Raw genomic sequence first — 19,765 nt, 5'->3', positions numbered from 1 at the left:
CCTATTATTACTCTCCTATAACATCTCTACAAACGCTTCAAATCTAGTTCTTAATTGTTCAGTATCTGATTTTGAATAATCAGTTTCAAGAGACATAAATGGCTTATTTTTTTCTTTTGTAACAAATTCTCTTACTCTGTAACTTTCTATATTAAATGTATGACAGGCTTGTAAAACTACATCTATTACACCATCTACATTATATTCATCTATTATTCTATCTAGTAGTTCAATCCTATGGTCATTGTTCATCATACAAGAACAACCTATATTTATGTATTTTTGTGTTAAAGCATCATACACATCTTCTGTTTCTTCATCAACTAATAAATCATTTGATCTTATAGCTCCACAAAGTTCATATGCCACAACTGATGCTCCAGCATCTTCTAAAGTTTTAACTATCTTTTCACTTATTCCACCAATTGGAGAACCTGTTATAAGAATTCTTGGTTTATCTTTTGTAACTGGACATTCTCCTTTTTCATATCTTTCTTTCATATCATCTATAACTTTTCTTAAAGATTGCTTAAGTTCAGTACGGTCAAATTTAAAACCTGCTTGATATAGTACATTATGAAGTTCAAGACCTGTAAGTGCAGATGGTTGTAATTTACCAAGTGCATAAAACTCTTTTAAAAGTTCTCTCTCTTCATTCTTATCTTTTATGGCCGCTCTTATATCATCTTCTGTTATAGTCACGCCTAAAGATTTTTCAACCTCATCTTTTAATTTTACCATTTCATCTTTCCAAAGCTTATAAGCAAACTTACCTTTTGCAGTATTTGGTAAATGCATTACATATGTTGGTTTAACCTTTGCAAGCTCTTCATACATTTTTTTCTTGCCATCACAAGTAGTTTCTCCTATTAATAAATCAGAAAAATAGAAATATGGACATGTATCTGTTATTGCATGCCCATAACTTGATTTTATTAAAGGACAAAGATTTCTTGGTAACACTTTTTCTGCATCTGGAATTGGTTCTTCACTAACTCCACAAACACCTACTACTGTTGCTCCTGCTGCCATTGGAATCTCAACTGGAGTAAATGTGCAGAACACTCCAACCATTTTTTTCCCACTTTCTTTAAGTTCCTTTGCATTTATAAATCCTTTTTGTCTAGCTTCATTAAAACTATCAAATTGTTTTGGTAAATTTGCCATGAAAATATTCCTCCCAATTACTTCTCTTTATAATTCATTTTGTATTTTAAACAATAAAACGTAAATATTTCCATTAAAATACAAACCTCTACATTAGATTTTATCATGCTTTACCTTTCATCCATCATTGTTTTTATCAATGCAAATCAATATATATATAGATATATTTTATATCTATTTAAAAATTTTACCATTTATCAATTAAGCTCTCTAATCCTCAATCTATAAGCAAATACTGCTGTTTCATGTAATTTATCAATTAATTTTCCATTTACATAAAATCCTACAAATGCCCCTATTCCAGGCATTAGTTGCAAAAGTTTAGCTAAATCTAAATAATCCCTGTATTCTTGCTGAAATGTTCTCCAATCAAAATCATTGATATCATTTGGTAAATTTTTTATATACTCATCCCAATTACTCATCAATTTAAATGTTGTATTTATATTCGATTGACTAGAAAAAGCCAACTGCAATATACTTAGTATATAAATTCTTTCTCTATAATCTTTAACATCATATCCATATATTGAAGCAACATCATATAAAAATTTTATCTTAATACCTAAAAGTAGAGGAAAATCAGAAAGCCCCAAAAAAATACCTCCAGCTCCTGTACCTGCTCCTTCAATCATTGCTGTAGTTTTATAATTTTTAGCCTTTTCTTCAACTAACTTTTCCCTTTCTTCTAAGGATATATTTCTAATTGGTGACTTTGTAGCATATTTATATCCAAAAAATACAGTTTTTGTCATTCCTTTTATTGAAGAAGTCATTATTTCATGGTATTTATCTGGCAACACTCCATTGAATTTATTTTGTATACCTTTTGAAGCTTTATCAAATATAGACGGTTTTTTCAATATATCTTTCTTCCATTGTTCTAATTCTTTTTTTGCTAATTCATTATAAGAAATCTCTTTATAATTTTTCAAATTTATCTCCTACTCTAAAATATATGTTTAATTAACTTACTTAATTAATTTAAATTTTTAATCTATTTAACCTACTAAATTAGACTATATAAATATTTTTTAGTTTCTTTATCTGCAAAACTTGCTTCTACTGTGTTTTTATAAATTATTTTATAGTCTTCTAAACTTAGATTAAATATATCAAATATTAGATTTAGTTCTGAATTTAAACTTATATCTGATACAGTTCTATTATCAGTATTTATACTTACAGGTAAATTATCTTTATAAAAATCGTAAAATGGATGTGTTTTATAAGAATCTACTGTCTTAGTTTGTACATTACTGGTTGGACATATTTCCAGTAATACTTTTTTATTTTTAACTAAATCGTATGCTTCTTTTTCTCCATTAATTTTTATACCATGACCAATTCTATCTGCCTTTAAAATACTTATAGCATCTAATACATTTTTTCCACTTGCTGCTTCTCCTGCATGCACTGTAATTTTATATCCATAATCTCTTGCTAGTTTAAAAGCTTCTTCATATTCATTACAAAAGCCTTCTTTCTCTGGACCACATAAATCTACCGCTACAACACCTCTATTTATAAAGGATTTACCTGCTTCAATTACCAATAATGCCTCTTTTGGGGTCATTGTTCTCATACAACCTAATATTAAATTCCCTTTTATATCATAAAGACTTTCAGCATCTCTAATTCCTTCAACTACACTTTCAATTATGCTCTTAATACTCAACCCTCTTTGAATATGAAGTAATGGAGCAAATCTAATTTCTATATATTTAATATTTTCTTTACTTGCATCCTCCAAAAGTTCAAAAGTAATTCTTTTTAAACTTTCTTTAGACTGCATAACTTTTAGAGGTAAATCAAATCTTTTTAAATATTCATCAAGTGAAGTACAATCATGTGGAACCTTCGATAATTTTTTTATTTCATTAATATTATCTGAAGGCAAATCTATTTTCTCTTTAAGCGCTATATCAAATATAGTTTCCACTCTAACACTTCCATCTAAATGGCAATGCAATTCTACCTTAGGTAAATTTTCAAACATTTTATCCTCCTTTTACACTTATAAATAACATATCTTATTGATAAATTTTTAAGTCTTATTTCTATTATAACAATATACTAAAATTTTTCATGTTAAAAGCTGTATATTAGTAAAATATTCTTATTTAATTTATGATTATCTAATTATATCCATTGATTTTTTTTAATATACATTTATTAATATACATTTGATAGTAAAAATTCCATTACATAATAATTTAAATTATACAAAGACGATTTTAAATTACAAGGAGGATTTATTTTGATTACTTTAACTTTTAATACTGTACAAACTTTAACCTTATCTATGCTATTCTTTTTAATTGGTAATCTGTTAAAAAATAAGATTAAATTTTTAAATAACTTCTGTATACCTGCACCAGTAATAGGAGGTCTATTATTTTGTTTTTTAAATTTATTTCTTAAATATTTTCATATAGCAGACATATCTGTAAGTGGAAACTTAATGCCAAATTTCATAACTTTCTTTTTTACAACTATTGGGCTTGAAATAAGCATAAACCTTATAAAAAAAGGTGGTAGTGTATTATTTAGATATTGGATTTTATGCGGAATACTAGCTTTTTGTCAAAACATTATAGCTATATCAATATCAAAAATTATAAAATTTGAACCACTTTTAGGGCTTATGTGTGGTAATGTATCTATGGAAGGTGGTCACGGTTATTCAGCTGCATTTGGACTTACAATAGAAAGTCTTGGTGTAGATGGTGCAGTTGGTGTTGGTTTATCTGCTGCAACAATAGGTCTTATTATAGGTGGGATATTAGGATGTCCTGTTGCTAGATTTCTGATAGAAAAATATAAATTGCAACCTTCAACAAAAATAGATTTATCAGGTTTTAGATATAAAAAAGATTCAATGAGATTAAAAAATAAATTTTTTAGAAGCAAAAATAGAGCAATCAAAAACGAATTTTCTCAAACTATAAATCCTACTATATTTTTAGAGCAAGTTCTTCTTATATTTATTTGTATAAATACAGGCGAAATTATAAGTAGAATATTTTATATGACATGTAACATTCTTTTACCTTCTGTTGTGACTTGTATGTTTTCAGCAGTTATTTTTAGAAATTTAAATGACAAGATAAATATACTAGAGTTAAACTTTAAACTTATAGAGTTTCTAAAAGAACTTTCATTAGGAATTTTTCTAACATTATCGCTTATGAATATAGATTTATTTGAATTATCAACACTATTGCCTCCAATTCTCTTAATAGTAACTTTCCAAGTAATCTTTATAATTTTATTTTCAGTATTTATTTGTTTTAGGATACTTGGAAAAGATTTTGATTCTGCCATCATAATAAGTGGTTTAATTGGACATGGAATAGGTGCTACTCCAAATGCTTTAGCCAATATGAGCTCTTTAACACAAAAATATGGAGATTCTCCAAAAGCATTTTTGGTTGTTCCCTTAGTAAGTGGTTTTTTACTAGATGCCATTAGTATCCCTTGTATACTACTTTTTATAAACATACTGAGTTAGTATGTTTATTTTTTGTTATATATTGACAATTTAGCTTTTTTATTATATATTATAAATATAGAACTTGATAATGATTTTCATTAGGAGGTGTTAATAATGACTGTTTACAACTTAAAACTTGGGCAAAAGGGAATTATAGATAATATAGCTGGGAATGAAAAACTTATGAAGAGACTTCTTGCTTTAGGATTAATAGATGGCACTGAAGTTGAAGTAAAAAAAATAGCCCCTCTTAATGATCCGATAGTGATTAGATTTAGAGGATTTGATTTAGCTATTAGAAAATCTGATGCAAAAAATATAAATTTAAAAAATAATTAATATAGAATAAAAATAAAAAAAGAGATTTTAAAATCTCTTTTTTTATTTGCATTAGAACCATAAGTAAACTTAAGAGGATATTCACTAATATTTATATTCGGTATAAAACTTAAAATAGAAATTTATAAATAATAGTTGTAAAGCTATATGTAAATTTGAATAAATATAGTATATTTATTTACAATTAATATATTTATGTAATTATTACTTAAGAGTATAAAATACTAATTACCATTTCAATAAGTTAATTTTCTAGATAAACTATATAGGTCTATTAAATTTTACTTTTAAATTTTTATCATCTTGAACAAGGCTATAAGTATTGTCCCATTGTTCTTCTTCATTGCCTTTTTCAAAAACATCACACGGTGTTTTTGCATTTTTATTATTAGAATTTTCTTCTTTTCTATCTAATGTACTATTTTTCACTTCAGAAACAGTATTTTGTCCTCCATCTGACTCTTGTGTTTTTTCTCCTTTTAGTTCTTGAATTTTACTTTCTATATCTTTTATTTCTTTTTTTAAATCTTCTATTTTTGACTTAGCCATTTCACTATCAATGCTTTTATTGCTCTTAACTTTCTCCAGTTCTTCTTGTAATACTTTTTTTTGTTGTTCTAAACTTTGTATTTCGCTTTGGTTATTATTTGAACCATCTATATTAGATGTTCTTGGTGTTTGACCATTTATACTTCCAATTTTCATTTTAGTAACCTCCTATTTCTATATGTTAAACTTTTTATTTACATATATAATATTGGTTACAAATTCTATTTTCAAGTTAATTGTTCTGAAATGTCAGTACAGTGTAATGAAATAATTAGTAATATATTTATTTGAAAATACTCTTGTGTATTCTCTATACTTATAGCCCCTTGATATTTCTTAGCAATCTCTCTTATATTTGAAATTCCGATACCTGAGCCACTTGTGTAATTATTTACTGCATTATAACTATTTTTTATTTCTATCATAAAAAAGCCACCCTCTAGTTTAGTTGAGAGTTTTAAATATCTATTTTGTTTATCTACAAGTTTACAGGCTTTAATTGCATTGTCAATAGCATTGGCAAATACTATACAGAGGTCAACATCATTTATACTAGTATCACTTGGTATAATTACATCACAATCCACCTGTATTCCTAATTGTTTTGCTATGCTTAATTTATTGTTGAAAAGGGCATCAATTACAACATTTCCTGTATTACAAGAAAATGATAGGTCACTGGTTATTTTTTCGAGTTTATTTAAATACTCTTGTGCTTTTAAAATTTCGCCTTTTTTTAGCAGTCCATTTACAATAGCTAGATGATTGTTAAAGTCATGCCTAAAAGACATTGTTTGTGACAATCGAGATTTTGCTTCTTCAATGTAATTTTTTTGAGAATGAATTTGTTGATTTAAAATCGCTTTATTTTTCTCTTCTTTTAAATATTGCATCAATTTCTTAAACTCAAATAAAGAGAAAAACACACATATAATTCCAATTGAAGAAAAAAGGAAAGCTTGAATTTCTTTAGTAAGAGACGTATTCATTAATAATTTTACAGTTTGAAGTTTCGTATCGATATTTATGGTTGAACTTGAATAACCAGTATTCTCAAATGATTGCCAAAATAATATTATGAGTAACAATGGAGTTATTAAAATTATTGAATATCTATCAAATTTTACAGTTTTAATATTAAATTTTTTAGCACTGTACCAATATATAAATCCAACTATTATAATCGTAATAAAAAATGAAATCTCCGTATTTACAACAAATTTATAAATGTTTATATCTGTATTATTTATAAATAGTAGATAATTAAATGGAGCCATAAATCCATATGCTAACTGCTCAATTACATATACTAATAGAGATAATATTATAGATAAAACTGTAGATTTTTTTATTACATACTTTACAAACAAAAAAGTCAGTAGAAAAAATATAAGCTGTGAATAAAATAAATTATATAAATTAAAATATGTATTTATACTAATTGACAAAACTGATACTAACAAGTATAAAATACAGTACCAAAATTTTGACTTAGTATTTGTAAAACTAATTAGAAAATAATATTGCAATATGGCTATTAGACTTCTATCTATTGCAAAGACGAATAAAATACTATATTCTAATAATGAATTAGAATAAGGTAAATTAGCCATGTTATCTCCTCCTATTTTTCATATTCTTAAGCATAGCTTCAGAAAATTCTTGTTGGCGTAACCTGGAAACAGGTATCATATCTCCATTTTCCATAACTACATTACCATTTTCATAGCTATATACAGATTGTAAATTAATTATATAACTACGATGACATCTAAAAAAATTTATTGGCAAGCTTCTTTCTAGACTATCAATAGTTTCATAATAATCAATAATTTCTTTTTTTAAATGGATATAAATCTTTCTTTTTATAACTTCACAATATAAAATATCTGCTATTTTCAATCTCCAATATGAGTGCCCTTTTTGTATTGTTATATAATTCTTTTCATTACTCTCCAGCTTTATAATTATCCTATCCATTGTCTTAGCTAGTTTTTCGTTAGACAATGGTTTTATCAAATAATTTATAGCATCTACTTCAAAAGCATCATATACAAATTCCTTTAAAACTGTCACAAAAATTATAAAGCAATCATTATCACATGACCTTAATTTTTTAGCTGCTTGCATTCCATTAATACCTTCCATCTGTATATCTAAAAAGATAATATCAAATACTTCATGATTATATAATAGAGTCTCAGCTTTATCAAAAAGTTCTATATTATACAATAAATTATTTCTATTCATATATAGCTCTATATTTTCTTTTAAATCATTTAACATATACGATTCATCATCACAAATAGCAATTGAAATCAATATGTAACACCTTCTTTCTCATATTATTTTATTATATAAAGTTAACTTCTTTATTTCAATTAATCTGTTCTAATATGCTGAATATATGTTCCAAAGTGAATAACTTTACTTTTCATAGTATATCTAATTTAAATTTATGTATCAATACTCTAAATTTAATCTTTCATTCTAGTAAATTTAATTTAAAAATATAAAAATATATTCAATGTTTTTAAATTACTTAATAAAAAAAGATATCATAAAATAATTTTCAGAAACTATTTTATGATATCTATTTTAATTTTAGTGTTGTGTTATATTTTTATTATTCAAATACGGTTTGATCTTCTACATCTTCTTTTAATGCATTTAAGGCCTTTAAAACTATGTTCTTTCTAATTTTTTTACTTTCTTCTTCCCCTAGCTTTGGATTTCCAAGTGGATATGGTATACCTACTGCTGGAACAATTCTATTTGCTCCTATTGTAAGTGATATTGGTACTACAGTACAAACATGGACAACTGCTATACCTGCTCTTTCAATCTCTTTTACCATCGTTGCTCCACAACGAGTACAAGTACCTCATGTAGATGTTAAAATTACAGCCTCTACTTTATCTTCTACCAATTTTTTAGAAAATTCTTCTCCAAATCTCTTAGAATTACCTACACTTGTTCCAGTCCCTGTAGTAGTTATAAAGTAATTTGCCAATTCTCCAATTACACCATCTTTTTCAAATTCTCTAACCACGTCTAATGGCACAACTAAGTTTGGATTTTCAAGTACATATGCTCTATCATAACCTCCATGTATAGTTGTAAAATCTTTATTTGACATAGAATTCATGCCTGTTAAATCATAAATACCATACTTAGTAGCACTTGAAGATTCGATTTTATCTGGATTATCAGTTGGAACTATACCTCCAGAAGTTACTAATGCAAGTTTTATTTTAGATAAGTCTTTGATAGCCTCTACAGGTGTAACTCTATCAAATTCAGGCATTGGATACTCAGTCTCAAATTTTTCTCCATTCATTTTCTTAACCAACATTTCAATCGCTCTTTCAGAACCTCTAAGTTCATGGAAGAAATTTTTTCTTATTCCCCTCATTATATATCCTTCTACCTCAGGAGGCCCTACTTCTTCACCATTAACTAATTTAAGCCCTAGTCTTGACATTATTGGAACTACCTTTCTAAGACTAGCTGCTGAATTTCCTGTAGCTATTATGTGTAAATCTAGTTTAAACATATCTACACCTGGATTTTCTTTATACATTCCTGTGACTACAGGAATATTTAGTTCTTCTTCAACTGCTTTACAAATAGTTCCACAGGCTACTCCATATCTACCTGCATTAAATGCTGGCCCTGCAATAAATAAATCAGGTTTTTCTTCTTTTATCATTTTTAAAAGTTCTCTAGTAGCATCTTCAATATTTTCTCCAAAATATGTGTCTCCACAAATTACAGTTGAAACTATCTCCGCTTCGTCTTTAAATTGACTTTGAAATGCCATTCCAGGCCCTACTACTCCCGTTCTTTTTTCTGGTGGAATATCTGCTTTTTCTTCTCCTCCTATACCAGCAAAGAAATTATTTATATAGTGAACAACTCTGATTTTACTCATATCTTAATCCTCCAAATCAATTTATAGTTATTACATCAATTAAATTAATAATGGTATTAACAATAATCTATACTCAAATATTTATTTAATAATATCTTGCTGTCAAATGATTGTAACCATTTGCTATAGTTGATGCTATTATAATCTGTAATTCCGCATCCATACTTCCATCGTCATTTAAGCATCCTTTATATCCACCAATCATCATTTCTACATAATCCAAAGTTCCTATAACTTTTTCCATAGCAGGAAAATGGACTACTAAGTTTCCTTGACCACAAGAAACAAGTGCATCTGCCTCTTTCGTAGCATCTGCTATAGATTGACTCTTTCCATCTTTTCCAGGAAACTCATCAGTGATTAAAACTACACTTGCTCCAACTTCACTACATTTTCTACAATTCATCATAAGGTCAGTATCTGGATTCCCATATCCTTCTTCTGTTACTAATACTCCATCAACACCTAAAAATTCTACTAACTTTGCAACCATATCAGAACTTCTTTCTTTGTCAACTAAAAATACGTTTTCATTAGTTAAAATTACTCCTATAAAATTTAGGTCTTTTCCATGTCTTTTATACAAGTCATGTATAACTGGATTATTTAAATGGTGGAAAGTAGTCACTTTATCACATGGTGCAACACAATTACCAGATATTATGGCTCCATCCATTATTTCAGTTGGATACATAAATGTTGGGACTATTTGCTTAGCATCAACTCCATAATAATAAGTATCATGTAAAAGTCCCTGTGATTGTAACATATGGACATATGCTACTGTTGGTAGGTCTGGATATTCTTTCACTTGTTTTAATAGTGGTTTTGTTTCATATACTATTATTTCATCTGGTTCAATTTCCTTGCCTGCTTCTCCTATATATGCACCTATCTTTAATCCAGCTATTCTAGCTGCTTCTTCATAATCATGAGTTTCTATACCCTCTTTTGCTTTTATCACAATACATACATTATTTGTTTTTGAAAAAGGTGTATATTTAGCAGTAGGACCACTCATATCAATTACACCTTCCTGAAATCCAACTATATTTCCACAAGTTATAACACAAGCTCCTGAAAGTACATGAGTTCTTCCACTTCCTACAGTCTTTACTTTGTTAATAATTCCAGGAAATATTTTGCTTTCATCTCCAATTTTAACCCTAGGTTCTATGACATCTTTAACTGGTGCTATTCTTATTGATTCGCCAGGTCTTGCAAGTTCAACATTTACACTTACAATTCTTTCATCTTCTAAAGCTATCTGTTCTATTTCTTTACTATTCACATATAATATGCCATCTTTTACTTCTGTTTTCTCTCCAAATTCAATATTTTTTATAAATATATTCCCTAGCTCTAGCTTCATATGAAAATCCCCCTTAATACATTTAATCGCAATTAAAAATATTTATTATTACGTTTATTTATATACAAAGCATTTTATATGCCAATTATTTAAAATATAGCTTTTTTATGTTGATTCTATAGATATTTTCATTTTTTACTTATATAAACATTGAATCTACCTATAATTATTGTAAGTCTTAAATTTAAAAATTATAATAAAAAAGATAAGTAGAATTTTTCTACTTATCTTTTAATAATTGTGAGAAATTTTTTGCTCAGTACATGAGAAGTTTTTTTCTCACTTAATATTGTACTCTGATATTTTATTAGTTAATTGTCTTCTGCTAATCTCCAATTTTTTTGCTGTATTTGAAATATTATTTCCACATAGAGATAGAACCTTTTCAATATATTCACACTCAAATTCTTTTCTTATTTCTCTTAGAGGTCTAATACTTATTTTATCATCTATGTTTATATTGTTTGATATTAAGTTCAAATTGTCTTTTGATAACTTACTTTCTTCACTTAAAACTACTAATCTATTGATTATATTTTTTAATTCTCTTATATTCCCTGGATAATCGTAATTTATCAAAAAATCCACTACTTCTTTATCAATTGAGGATATTTTTTTATCATGTTCAATCTGGTATTTATTTAAGAAAAAGTCTATAAGTGTATTTAAATCCTCTCTTCTATTTCTTAAAGGTGGTATAGTTATTGTTATTGTACTTATTCTATAAAAAAAATCTTCTCTTATATTACCATTTAATATTTCTATTTTAGGTTCTTTATTCATTGCACAAATTAATCTAAAGTCAACTTTAATAGACTTATTACTTCCTATTCTCTCTATAGATTTCTCTTCAAGTGTCCTTAACAATTTTACTTGCACATTTAAAGGTATATCTCCTATTTCATCTAAAAATAAAGTACCCCTATTTGAAAGTTCAAATCTACCTTTTCTGCTATCTATTGCTCCAGTAAAAGAACCTTTCTCATGTCCAAATAACTCAGACTCTAATAAATTTTCGGAAAAAGAACAACAGTTTACAGGTACAAATATTTCATCTCTTCTTGGGCTTAGACTATGTATATATCTAGCTAAAACATCTTTTCCTACTCCAGATTCTCCAAGAATTAGTATATTTACATCTTTACAGGCAGCTTTTTCTGCGATTTTTATTATATTATTAAAATCCTTATTTTTAGATTCTAAAGTAAAGCCCAAATTATTTTTTTGTGTGCAAACTACTTCTTTTTCTCTTTTTACTTTTTCAATTTCTTCTAATAAAGTTTCAATAGGATTACTTTTTATAAAATAAGATAAAGCTCCTCTTTTCATAGCTTCAACTGCATTTTCAATACTTCCATATCCAGTAACTAATATAACTTCTATATTTTTATTAATAGATTTAATTCTATCTAAAAGTTGTACTCCATCCATATTTTTCATCATAACATCAGATAAAATCAAATCGTAATTTTTATCTTTCTTAATAATACTCACAGCTTCTTCTCCACTTAGTGCTATATCTACCACATATCCATTCTTTTGCAAAATTTTTTTCATTATTGTTCCATACTCTAATTCATCATCAACTACTAGTATCTTTATCATATAGTCACCTCTTTATTTAGTGGAATTTTTATATAAAAACAAGTACCAACTCCCAATTGACTTTTGACACTTATATCTCCATTATTCTTTTTAATCTCGTTATATGTAATGTACAAACCTAATCCAGTTCCTTCACCAATTGGCTTTGTGGTATAAAAAGGATTAAATATATCCTTTAAAACGTTTTCTTTTATACCATCACCATTGTCCTTAAAATCTATAAATAAACAGCACTCTTTCACATAGCAATTTATAATAATTTTACCGCCTTCATGTATTGCATCTACTGAGTTAGATATTAAATTTATAAATACGTGTTTCAAAGATTCTCCATTTATGTAGCACACTAAATCCTTATTGCAGTTTATCTTTATTTCAACATCTTTTAACTGTAAAACTTTATACTGAAGTTTGACTATATTTTCAATAAAATTTCTTATATTTATATTTTCTAAACTATCATCTGATATTCTTGCAAAATTTAATAAATTCGTTATTATATTACTTGCTCTATCTACATTACTTTCTATTGATTTTACACAATCATTTACCTCTTCTATAGTAACATTATCTTTTAAAAGATAACAATTATTTCTTATTATTCCTAGAGGATTTCTTATCTCATGTGCTACTCCAGAAGCTAATTGCCCTATAGATATCATTTTATTATCTCTCAGCAATTTTGCTTCTATTATTTTATCATTAGTTATATCTTTAATCACGGCTACTATATATTCAATATTATTTTTTTTATATTCTACAGGGAAAGTACTTATTTTCAAAATCTTATTAATCAGTTCTATTTCACTTGTTTTATGTGTATTTTCAGAAAATGTATTCTCAATAATATTTTTTATTATGTCAATTAATTCTTCTTTTTTATATTGTATCTCATTGATAAAATCATAGAATACTTTATTTGATTCAACTATATTGTAATTGTCATCTATAAGCATTATTATGTCTGTGATACTATTAAATGTGGCCTCTAAAGCCTTTTTATTTTCTATTACTTCTTCTGTTTTCCTTTTTATTTCTATTTTTAATAAATATGTATAACTATAAAAAATATAAATAGATATCAAAATTATGCCTATAAAAATATAAATGATTGGCATGACTCCTCTATCATATAATACATCATCGACTTCATTATATATAGAATACCATTTTTTATTTAAATCTTTATATACACCATTTTTCTGAAGTTTAAAAATTCCCTTATTTAAAATACCAACTAATTCTTTATATTGTTTAGGAACAGCGAGAACTGCCTTTTTGGTATAAATAGGAGTATTTAAAATACTGTATTTCTTTGAGAGTTCATAGTTTATCACATAATATCGTAATACTGGTTCATCACCAACAACTGCATCTACTTTGCCTGACATTAAATAATTTACTCCAGTCTTTATATCTGGAGTCAACACAATATCTATATTGTCAACTCTTTCTTTTAAAAAGTTTATAGAATAGTCACCCTCTGGTATTGCTATTGTTTTTCCCTTTAAATCTCTATAACTATTTATATTCTGTGCTTTTTTATCTTTTAATATATTTGCACTTAATGTATAAACGGGGTCAGTAAATATAAACTTATTTGCTCTTTCTTTTGATGGAATTAAGTCAAAAAATCTTATACTATCATCCACTGGATTTATAAAGGATTCTTTCCACCATGTATTTGGTTTAAAATAGAAATCTCTACCTATTTGGATTGATAGGGAATTAATTAAATCAACAACAATTCCTTTGTATTGACCATCTTCTTGACCTTTATATCTAAGAGGAGGAGAGCTCTGGTCAGAACTATAAATTAAATTTTTATGTTTTTTTAGCCATTGTTTTTCCTCTTCTGTAAATGGAAGTGATTTCTTAACATATTCAAATATATTCAAATTATACTCCATGCCTACATACATATTTGTGAGTGAAACTACAACTAAAAATGAATAAATAATCCCTATAATTACTATCTTTTTTTTATTCACCTTAAAACTCCAATCTTTCTTTTTTATATAAATTCAATATTTAATAACAAAATCCTACTTTTTTCATTAAATATCTATATTTATTATAAGATTAATTGTATAGATGTTGAAACTATAGTCATTACTATCCCTATTAGTGCTTCATACGGAATCAATTTAAATCTTTCACCTATATCCATATTTATACTGCCTGCACTAGTATGAAATAATGAACCATGTGGTAATTGTTCAAATACACTGGAACCTGCATTAACAATTGATGCTCCTGAAATTGGTGATAATCCACCACTTAATATAGCATCAGAAAAAGTTGATGATGCTATAGTGGCTCCAGCTGTTGATGATGCTGTTGCCAGTGACATAAGTATACCTGAAATCGGTGCTAATAAAAATTGTGGCATATTTAAATATTGTAGTATACCTATTGTACTCTGTTGTAATTCAGACATTTGTATAATCCCCGCAATAGTCCCTGTTCCAAGTAATAATATGCATACACCTTGCATCTTAGATAATCCAAAAGACAAATACTCTCTTGTATTTTTCAAATTTCCTGTCGCGATTAAGGTTACTACTCCTCCTACAGGAAGTGCAACCATAGGGTCTATTACTATAGGTGATATATTTCCTAGAAACAATAAAAATATAGCTACAATTGGACCACATAATGACTTAAACAAATTTGGTAAATCCTCTCTTTGTTCCAAAAGTTCATATGATTCTACATTGTTTCCTTTATTTATTAATGCACTTGCCAAAACAACAGTAAACACAATACCAACAATTGCTGGAATTACGTTTGCTATCATAACACTAGATAGATTTACAGAAAAATTTCCTGCTACTGCAATAGTATTTGGATTTGGTGATATTATATTACCTGCTTTGCCTCCACCTAACATAGCTAAAAGTATTGCTAATTTAGAATAGTTTAATTTTCTTCCTATGTATAAACCTATTGGTGCTACAGTTATTACAGATACATCCAAATTTACTCCTACTCCTGCAAGTACCATAGTTGAAGCAGCTATAGAAAGTAAGGCTCTCTTTTCTCCTAATATCCTTACGATTTGTTCTGATATTTTATCAACTGCTCCTGTTTTTATTAAACTTCCAGCCAATACACCTGATGCTAAAGCTCTAAGAATTGATGGTGAGATATTCATAGCTCCAGTTGCCATAAAATCTACAGTTTCTGTTATACTTGCGCCTCCAATTATTCCCCCAACAAATGCCCCTAACATTAAACTATATACAGCTTGAAATTTCTTTATAATTAAAATAATTGCTACTAATAAGCCAAATATAGCTCCAAAAGTTGTTATTTGCACAATATCCCCTCCTATCTTAAAGTAAGTTAATTATTTTTTATTTAATTTTATTTAAATATATTTTAAGTATTCTGTATCCACTTGTCAATTATATTTTAATTTATTCAATTAGATTTAACATTATTTATTCAAAATTATATCTTATATGTTATAATGATTTCATACTATATAATCTTTTTATTTAGATTATTTTAAAGTAATATTTTTAAAACGAAAAAGAGAGGATATTTATATGAATGATTTAAATTTAGGAGAAAAAATAGCTGAAGTTCGAAAAAAACAAAATCTAAGTATTCGAGATTTAGCAAAACTAGCAGATGTTACACCATCATTATTGAGCCAAATAGAACGAGGTCTTGCTAATCCATCTGTAAATTCATTAAAATCTATAGCCTCTTCTCTAAATGTTCCTCTATTTACATTTTTTGTATCTGAAGTAGACAAAAAAAGTTTAATAGTGAGACACGATAGTAGAAAGAAAGTTATTTTACCTGGAAGTAATGATGTTGTATATGAAGTTTTAGTTCCAGATTCTAGTGGTAATTTAGAATTTGCTATTATGGATTTGGCTCCAAATACATCTTCTTGTGTAGATAGAATTACTCATAATGGAGATGAAATTGCATACATTTTAGAGGGAGAAGTCAAACTCTTTATGGATGATGATGAATTTACTTTATTTAAGGGTGATAGCGTTAAGGTTCCTTTAGGAACAAAGCATAAATGGCAAAATGATTCTGATAGTGAAAGCAAAGTAGTTTTTGCAGTTATACTATAAAGGGTAGACCTTATGAAGAGATATAAATTTATATTTTTTGATGCAGATGATACTTTATTTGATTTTAAAAAGAGTGAATCTTATGCTTTTAAGAAACTTTTATCTAAATTTAGATTAGATTTTGACTTTGAAAAATTTATAAAAATATATAGAAATATAAGTGATAAACTTTGGCTTGACCTTGAAAAAAACACTATAACTTTAGATGAGCTTAAACTACTTAGATTTGAACTTTTTGCAAAGGAAATGAACTTAAATGTTGACCCTATAATTCTTAGTAAAATGTACTTAAATCTTTTGGCAGAATGTACTTTTTTAATGCCAGGTGCACTTGATGTATTATCATATCTTAAAAGTAAATACAAAATTATCATAATAACAAATGGAATTTCTAAAGTCCAAAATAATAGACTTAAAAACTCAGAAATAAAAGAATATATTGATGGAATGATTGTATCAGAAGAAGTAAAAGTATCAAAACCAAATCCTGAAATATTTAAATATGCATTTAAGAAGTTTAACTGTTATGATAAAACTTCTGCTTTGATGATTGGTGATAGTTTAACTTCAGACATATTAGGAGGAATAAATTCAGGAATAGATACTTGTTGGCTAAACTCCAATAACAGTATAAATTATACTAGTTCTATACCCACTTATGAAATAAATACTCTCATTGAATTAAAAAATTTATTATAATCTGTAAGTATGAGTATATCAAGTAGAATCTTATTATTTTGCAATAATTTTTTTAGCTAGCATATCTTTAAGCTAAAAAAATTATTGCAACTTACCAATATCAACTTTAATCTTGTAAAAATTTCTAAAAACACTTTCTAATACATTTACTACATCTTGATTCAGTGTTTTCTTTATCTCCCATTAAAATAAGCATCGCAACACTTTTTATAGGAGATAATTGATGATAATCATTGATTTCTATTTCTAGATTATCGTATTTATTTTTTACATATTCATAAATATCTTTTTGGTTTTCAACTTTAAAATCTTTATCTCCTGGATATATCTCATATGATATATTGAGATTACTATAGGTTTCCTTTAAATACATTTTTATTTTCTCGTTGATGTAGTCTAAGCACACTATACCTATTTTATCTAGTGCCAAACCTGCCATCATATTACAATTTTTCATGTAATCTTTCATTTTAATGTCAATTTTATCTCCTACGGTATATAAAATGGCAAATGCCTTTTTACACTCTTTAGGCATTTTATCAATATCAATTTCACTTACATAAACCTTAATATTCAATATACTTTTTATACTTTTTATTTCTTCTTCAACTATTCCATTAATCATTTCTGGAACTTTTCTATTCGAATATCCCAAAAACTTTAGCACTGTATCTTTATTTATATAAATATCTTCTAAATCTATATATTCTAAATAAGGCATATTTTCATTGTTATTCCAACTCATTCATATCAATCCTATCTAATTCTTTATAACTAATTCTCCCTGCCTTTATGGCTGCTTGTAAATTTTCTACTGGTGTTGTATTTAAACAGTTGCAACCAAAATCGCATAAGAAATTGTCATACTTTCTCATCTTTTTTAACAACTTTAGTGTTTCTTTTGTTATTTTATCAGGTGTGGAACGTCCAAGAAGTTTTATTGGGTCTAAATTTCCAATTAAAACTATATCTTTTGGAATTCTTGGTGCAATCTCTTCATAGTCTAGAATTTGGTCTAAACTTACTGCATCTATATTGCAACTCAACATATTATCTAACAACTCTCTTGTATCTCCACATATATGCATACCTTTCCAACAATCAAGTTCATCATATACTTTATTTAAATTTTTTACTATATATTCATCAAATCTAGTTTTGTTTAAAGTTACTGATGTTGGCTCTGCTATTGAAATATATTTTGCACCTGCTTTATTTGCAGCAACAGCATATCTCCTTACTAACTCAGTAGTGAATTCTAATAACTCCTCCACAAATTTTTTATCAGTTATTATACACCTCAAAAGTTGTGTAGCCCCAGCTAATTGACCCGCAAGAGTAAATGGACCTTGTATTGATTCATATAATGGTTTTTTTATAGTTTTTGATATTAGTGATAAGCTTTCTAGATTAAGTGGCATACGTCCACTTGTATATGGGTCTGGCACATCTAATTTTCTTAACTTTTCACTATTTGTTATTGTATGTGTCAATACACTTGGAAAATCATAATCTGGTCTTAGTGTCTCTAATCCCAGAGTCTCGCAAAATGTAATCCCATCACAAAATGAATATATAAAATCTGATTCAAAATATTTATCCATAGTTCTTGCTAATTCCAATTGTATATCTACACTATCATATACTTCATATGCTTTTTTATTTATCAAAAATAAACCATTTGTACCCATATCGGGCAGGAAAAATCCTCTATCTTCACTATTTATATATTGCAATAAAGTCATATCTGAAAACATTCTAAATTTCTCCTCCTATAAGTTTGTCTATTAATTTAACTGCTTTTGGAGCATTTGGACTATATCCATCTGCACCTATTTCTTCTGCAAAATCCATACTTACAGGACCTCCACCAATTATTACCTTTGGCCTTTTACTTAGATTAAGTCTGTTAAGCCTATTTATTACTGATTTCATGTTTTCCATCGTCGTTGTCATCATTGAAGATAAACCTATTATATCTACATTGTTTTTTATAGCCTCTTCTATTATATCTTCGCTTTTTCTATTTACACCTAAATCAATTACTTTGTATCCAGTGGCTTCAACCATTACTTTTACAATATTTTTTCCTATCTCATGAGTATCACCTTCTACTACAGACATTAAAATTACTCCCTTTGATTTTTCTTTTATTTTGTCAGTTCCCTTCAAGAGATTAATACCTTTATTTAATGCATCTGTACATACTATCACTTCTGAAAGATAGTATTCTTTATTCTCAAATTTGTCTAAAGTACCTATCATACCCTTGTTTAACCCATATTCATATATATCTTCTACATTAATATTTTCCTCTATAGCAGTTTTTACCAAGCCTTCTATATTATTTACATCCATATTTAATATACATTCTGCTATCTTTTCAAGTATATCCATATAATACTCATCCTTTCCAATTCCTTCATAAAAGTACTTTACTAACATTCAATAAAAAATTAGTTCATACTTTAAGAACATTTCTTATCAAATCTTAGGTTAAAAGT

Annotated in this window: 18 protein-coding genes; 4 read left to right on the top strand and 14 right to left on the bottom strand. The window is 27.1% G+C overall.

Features of this window, described 5'->3' with window-relative positions; all coding sequences use genetic code 11:
- Window positions 1-15: 15 nt before the first annotated feature.
- The 3 genes from KGF46_RS09930 to add form a co-directional block, all read right to left on the bottom strand.
- Window positions 16-1,167: a double-cubane-cluster-containing anaerobic reductase gene (locus tag KGF46_RS09930; RefSeq protein ID WP_227828474.1), complete on the bottom strand. Its 1,152-nt coding sequence runs from the start codon at window positions 1,165-1,167 to the stop codon at window positions 16-18.
- A gap of 197 nt (window positions 1,168-1,364) precedes the next feature.
- Window positions 1,365-2,102 carry an EcsC family protein gene (locus KGF46_RS09925; RefSeq protein ID WP_227828473.1) on the bottom strand — a complete coding sequence of 246 codons (738 nt, stop codon included), beginning with the start codon at window positions 2,100-2,102 and terminating at the stop codon, window positions 1,365-1,367.
- Between the two features lie 74 nt (window positions 2,103-2,176).
- The gene (add, locus tag KGF46_RS09920) at window positions 2,177-3,166 is read right to left on the bottom strand and encodes an adenosine deaminase (protein ID WP_227828472.1); all 990 of its coding nucleotides are present in this window, start codon (window positions 3,164-3,166) and stop codon (window positions 2,177-2,179) included.
- A gap of 261 nt (window positions 3,167-3,427) precedes the next feature.
- Here add and KGF46_RS09915 point away from each other — a divergent pair, with 261 nt between their 5' ends.
- Together KGF46_RS09915 and KGF46_RS09910 are read left to right on the top strand one after the other, a co-directional pair.
- Window positions 3,428-4,681 carry a sodium/glutamate symporter gene (locus tag KGF46_RS09915; protein WP_227828471.1) on the top strand — a complete coding sequence of 418 codons (1,254 nt, stop codon included), beginning with the start codon at window positions 3,428-3,430 and terminating at the stop codon, window positions 4,679-4,681.
- Between the two features lie 96 nt (window positions 4,682-4,777).
- On the top strand, window positions 4,778-5,002 hold the full coding sequence (locus tag KGF46_RS09910; protein ID WP_003423664.1) for a FeoA family protein: 225 nt from the start codon (window positions 4,778-4,780) through the stop codon (window positions 5,000-5,002).
- A gap of 261 nt (window positions 5,003-5,263) precedes the next feature.
- Here KGF46_RS09910 and KGF46_RS09905 read toward each other — a convergent pair whose 3' ends face one another.
- The 8 genes from KGF46_RS09905 to KGF46_RS09870 form a co-directional block, all read right to left on the bottom strand.
- On the bottom strand, window positions 5,264-5,707 hold the full coding sequence (locus KGF46_RS09905) for a FlxA-like family protein (protein WP_227828470.1): 444 nt from the start codon (window positions 5,705-5,707) through the stop codon (window positions 5,264-5,266).
- 71 nt (window positions 5,708-5,778) lie between these two features.
- Window positions 5,779-7,164: a sensor histidine kinase gene (locus tag KGF46_RS09900; RefSeq protein WP_227828469.1), complete on the bottom strand. Its 1,386-nt coding sequence runs from the start codon at window positions 7,162-7,164 to the stop codon at window positions 5,779-5,781.
- A 1-nt stretch (window position 7,165) separates the two neighbouring features.
- Window positions 7,166-7,873, bottom strand: a complete 708-nt coding sequence (locus KGF46_RS09895) for a LytR/AlgR family response regulator transcription factor (protein ID WP_227828468.1) — start codon at window positions 7,871-7,873, stop codon at window positions 7,166-7,168.
- Between the two features lie 304 nt (window positions 7,874-8,177).
- Window positions 8,178-9,485, bottom strand: coding sequence for a sarcosine reductase complex component B subunit beta (gene grdF, locus KGF46_RS09890; RefSeq protein WP_227828467.1), 1,308 nt, complete (start codon window positions 9,483-9,485; stop codon window positions 8,178-8,180).
- Between the two features lie 85 nt (window positions 9,486-9,570).
- Window positions 9,571-10,857, bottom strand: coding sequence for a sarcosine reductase complex component B subunit alpha (gene grdG / locus KGF46_RS09885; RefSeq protein ID WP_227828466.1), 1,287 nt, complete (start codon window positions 10,855-10,857; stop codon window positions 9,571-9,573).
- Window positions 10,858-11,136: 279 nt separating this feature from the next.
- A complete protein-coding gene (locus KGF46_RS09880; RefSeq protein WP_227828465.1) occupies window positions 11,137-12,462 on the bottom strand; it encodes a sigma-54-dependent transcriptional regulator in 1,326 nt (441 codons plus the stop codon).
- Complete coding sequence (locus KGF46_RS09875; protein WP_227828464.1) at window positions 12,459-14,453, bottom strand: ATP-binding protein; 1,995 nt, start codon at window positions 14,451-14,453, stop codon at window positions 12,459-12,461. The genes KGF46_RS09880 and KGF46_RS09875 overlap by 4 nt, the downstream gene beginning before the upstream one ends.
- An 83-nt stretch (window positions 14,454-14,536) precedes the next feature.
- Window positions 14,537-15,784, bottom strand: coding sequence for a GntP family permease (locus KGF46_RS09870; protein WP_227841758.1), 1,248 nt, complete (start codon window positions 15,782-15,784; stop codon window positions 14,537-14,539).
- 232 nt (window positions 15,785-16,016) lie between these two features.
- Between KGF46_RS09870 and KGF46_RS09865 the strand changes: the two genes are divergently transcribed.
- Window positions 16,017-16,562, top strand: coding sequence for a helix-turn-helix domain-containing protein (locus KGF46_RS09865; protein ID WP_227840755.1), 546 nt, complete (start codon window positions 16,017-16,019; stop codon window positions 16,560-16,562).
- A gap of 12 nt (window positions 16,563-16,574) precedes the next feature.
- Window positions 16,575-17,261: a YjjG family noncanonical pyrimidine nucleotidase gene (locus tag KGF46_RS09860; RefSeq protein ID WP_227828461.1), complete on the top strand. Its 687-nt coding sequence runs from the start codon at window positions 16,575-16,577 to the stop codon at window positions 17,259-17,261.
- Between the two features lie 124 nt (window positions 17,262-17,385).
- Here the strand turns inward: KGF46_RS09860 and KGF46_RS09855 are convergent, their stop codons facing one another.
- From KGF46_RS09855 to KGF46_RS09845, 3 genes are read right to left on the bottom strand one after another with little or no spacing between them, the layout of a single operon-like run.
- Window positions 17,386-18,006 carry a hypothetical protein gene (locus KGF46_RS09855; RefSeq protein WP_227828460.1) on the bottom strand — a complete coding sequence of 207 codons (621 nt, stop codon included), beginning with the start codon at window positions 18,004-18,006 and terminating at the stop codon, window positions 17,386-17,388.
- Window positions 17,993-19,018 carry a uroporphyrinogen decarboxylase family protein gene (locus KGF46_RS09850; RefSeq protein WP_227828459.1) on the bottom strand — a complete coding sequence of 342 codons (1,026 nt, stop codon included), beginning with the start codon at window positions 19,016-19,018 and terminating at the stop codon, window positions 17,993-17,995. The genes KGF46_RS09855 and KGF46_RS09850 overlap by 14 nt, the downstream gene beginning before the upstream one ends.
- A gap of 1 nt (window position 19,019) precedes the next feature.
- The gene (locus KGF46_RS09845) at window positions 19,020-19,658 is read right to left on the bottom strand and encodes a cobalamin-dependent protein (RefSeq protein WP_227841759.1); all 639 of its coding nucleotides are present in this window, start codon (window positions 19,656-19,658) and stop codon (window positions 19,020-19,022) included.
- Window positions 19,659-19,765: the final 107 nt, after the last annotated feature.

This window comes from Clostridioides sp. ZZV14-6153 (genome assembly GCF_020657855.1).
Classification (GTDB): domain Bacteria; phylum Bacillota; class Clostridia; order Peptostreptococcales; family Peptostreptococcaceae; genus Clostridioides.
The sequence above is the reverse complement of the archived record's forward strand: the minus strand, read 5'-3'. Positions and strand labels throughout refer to the sequence as shown.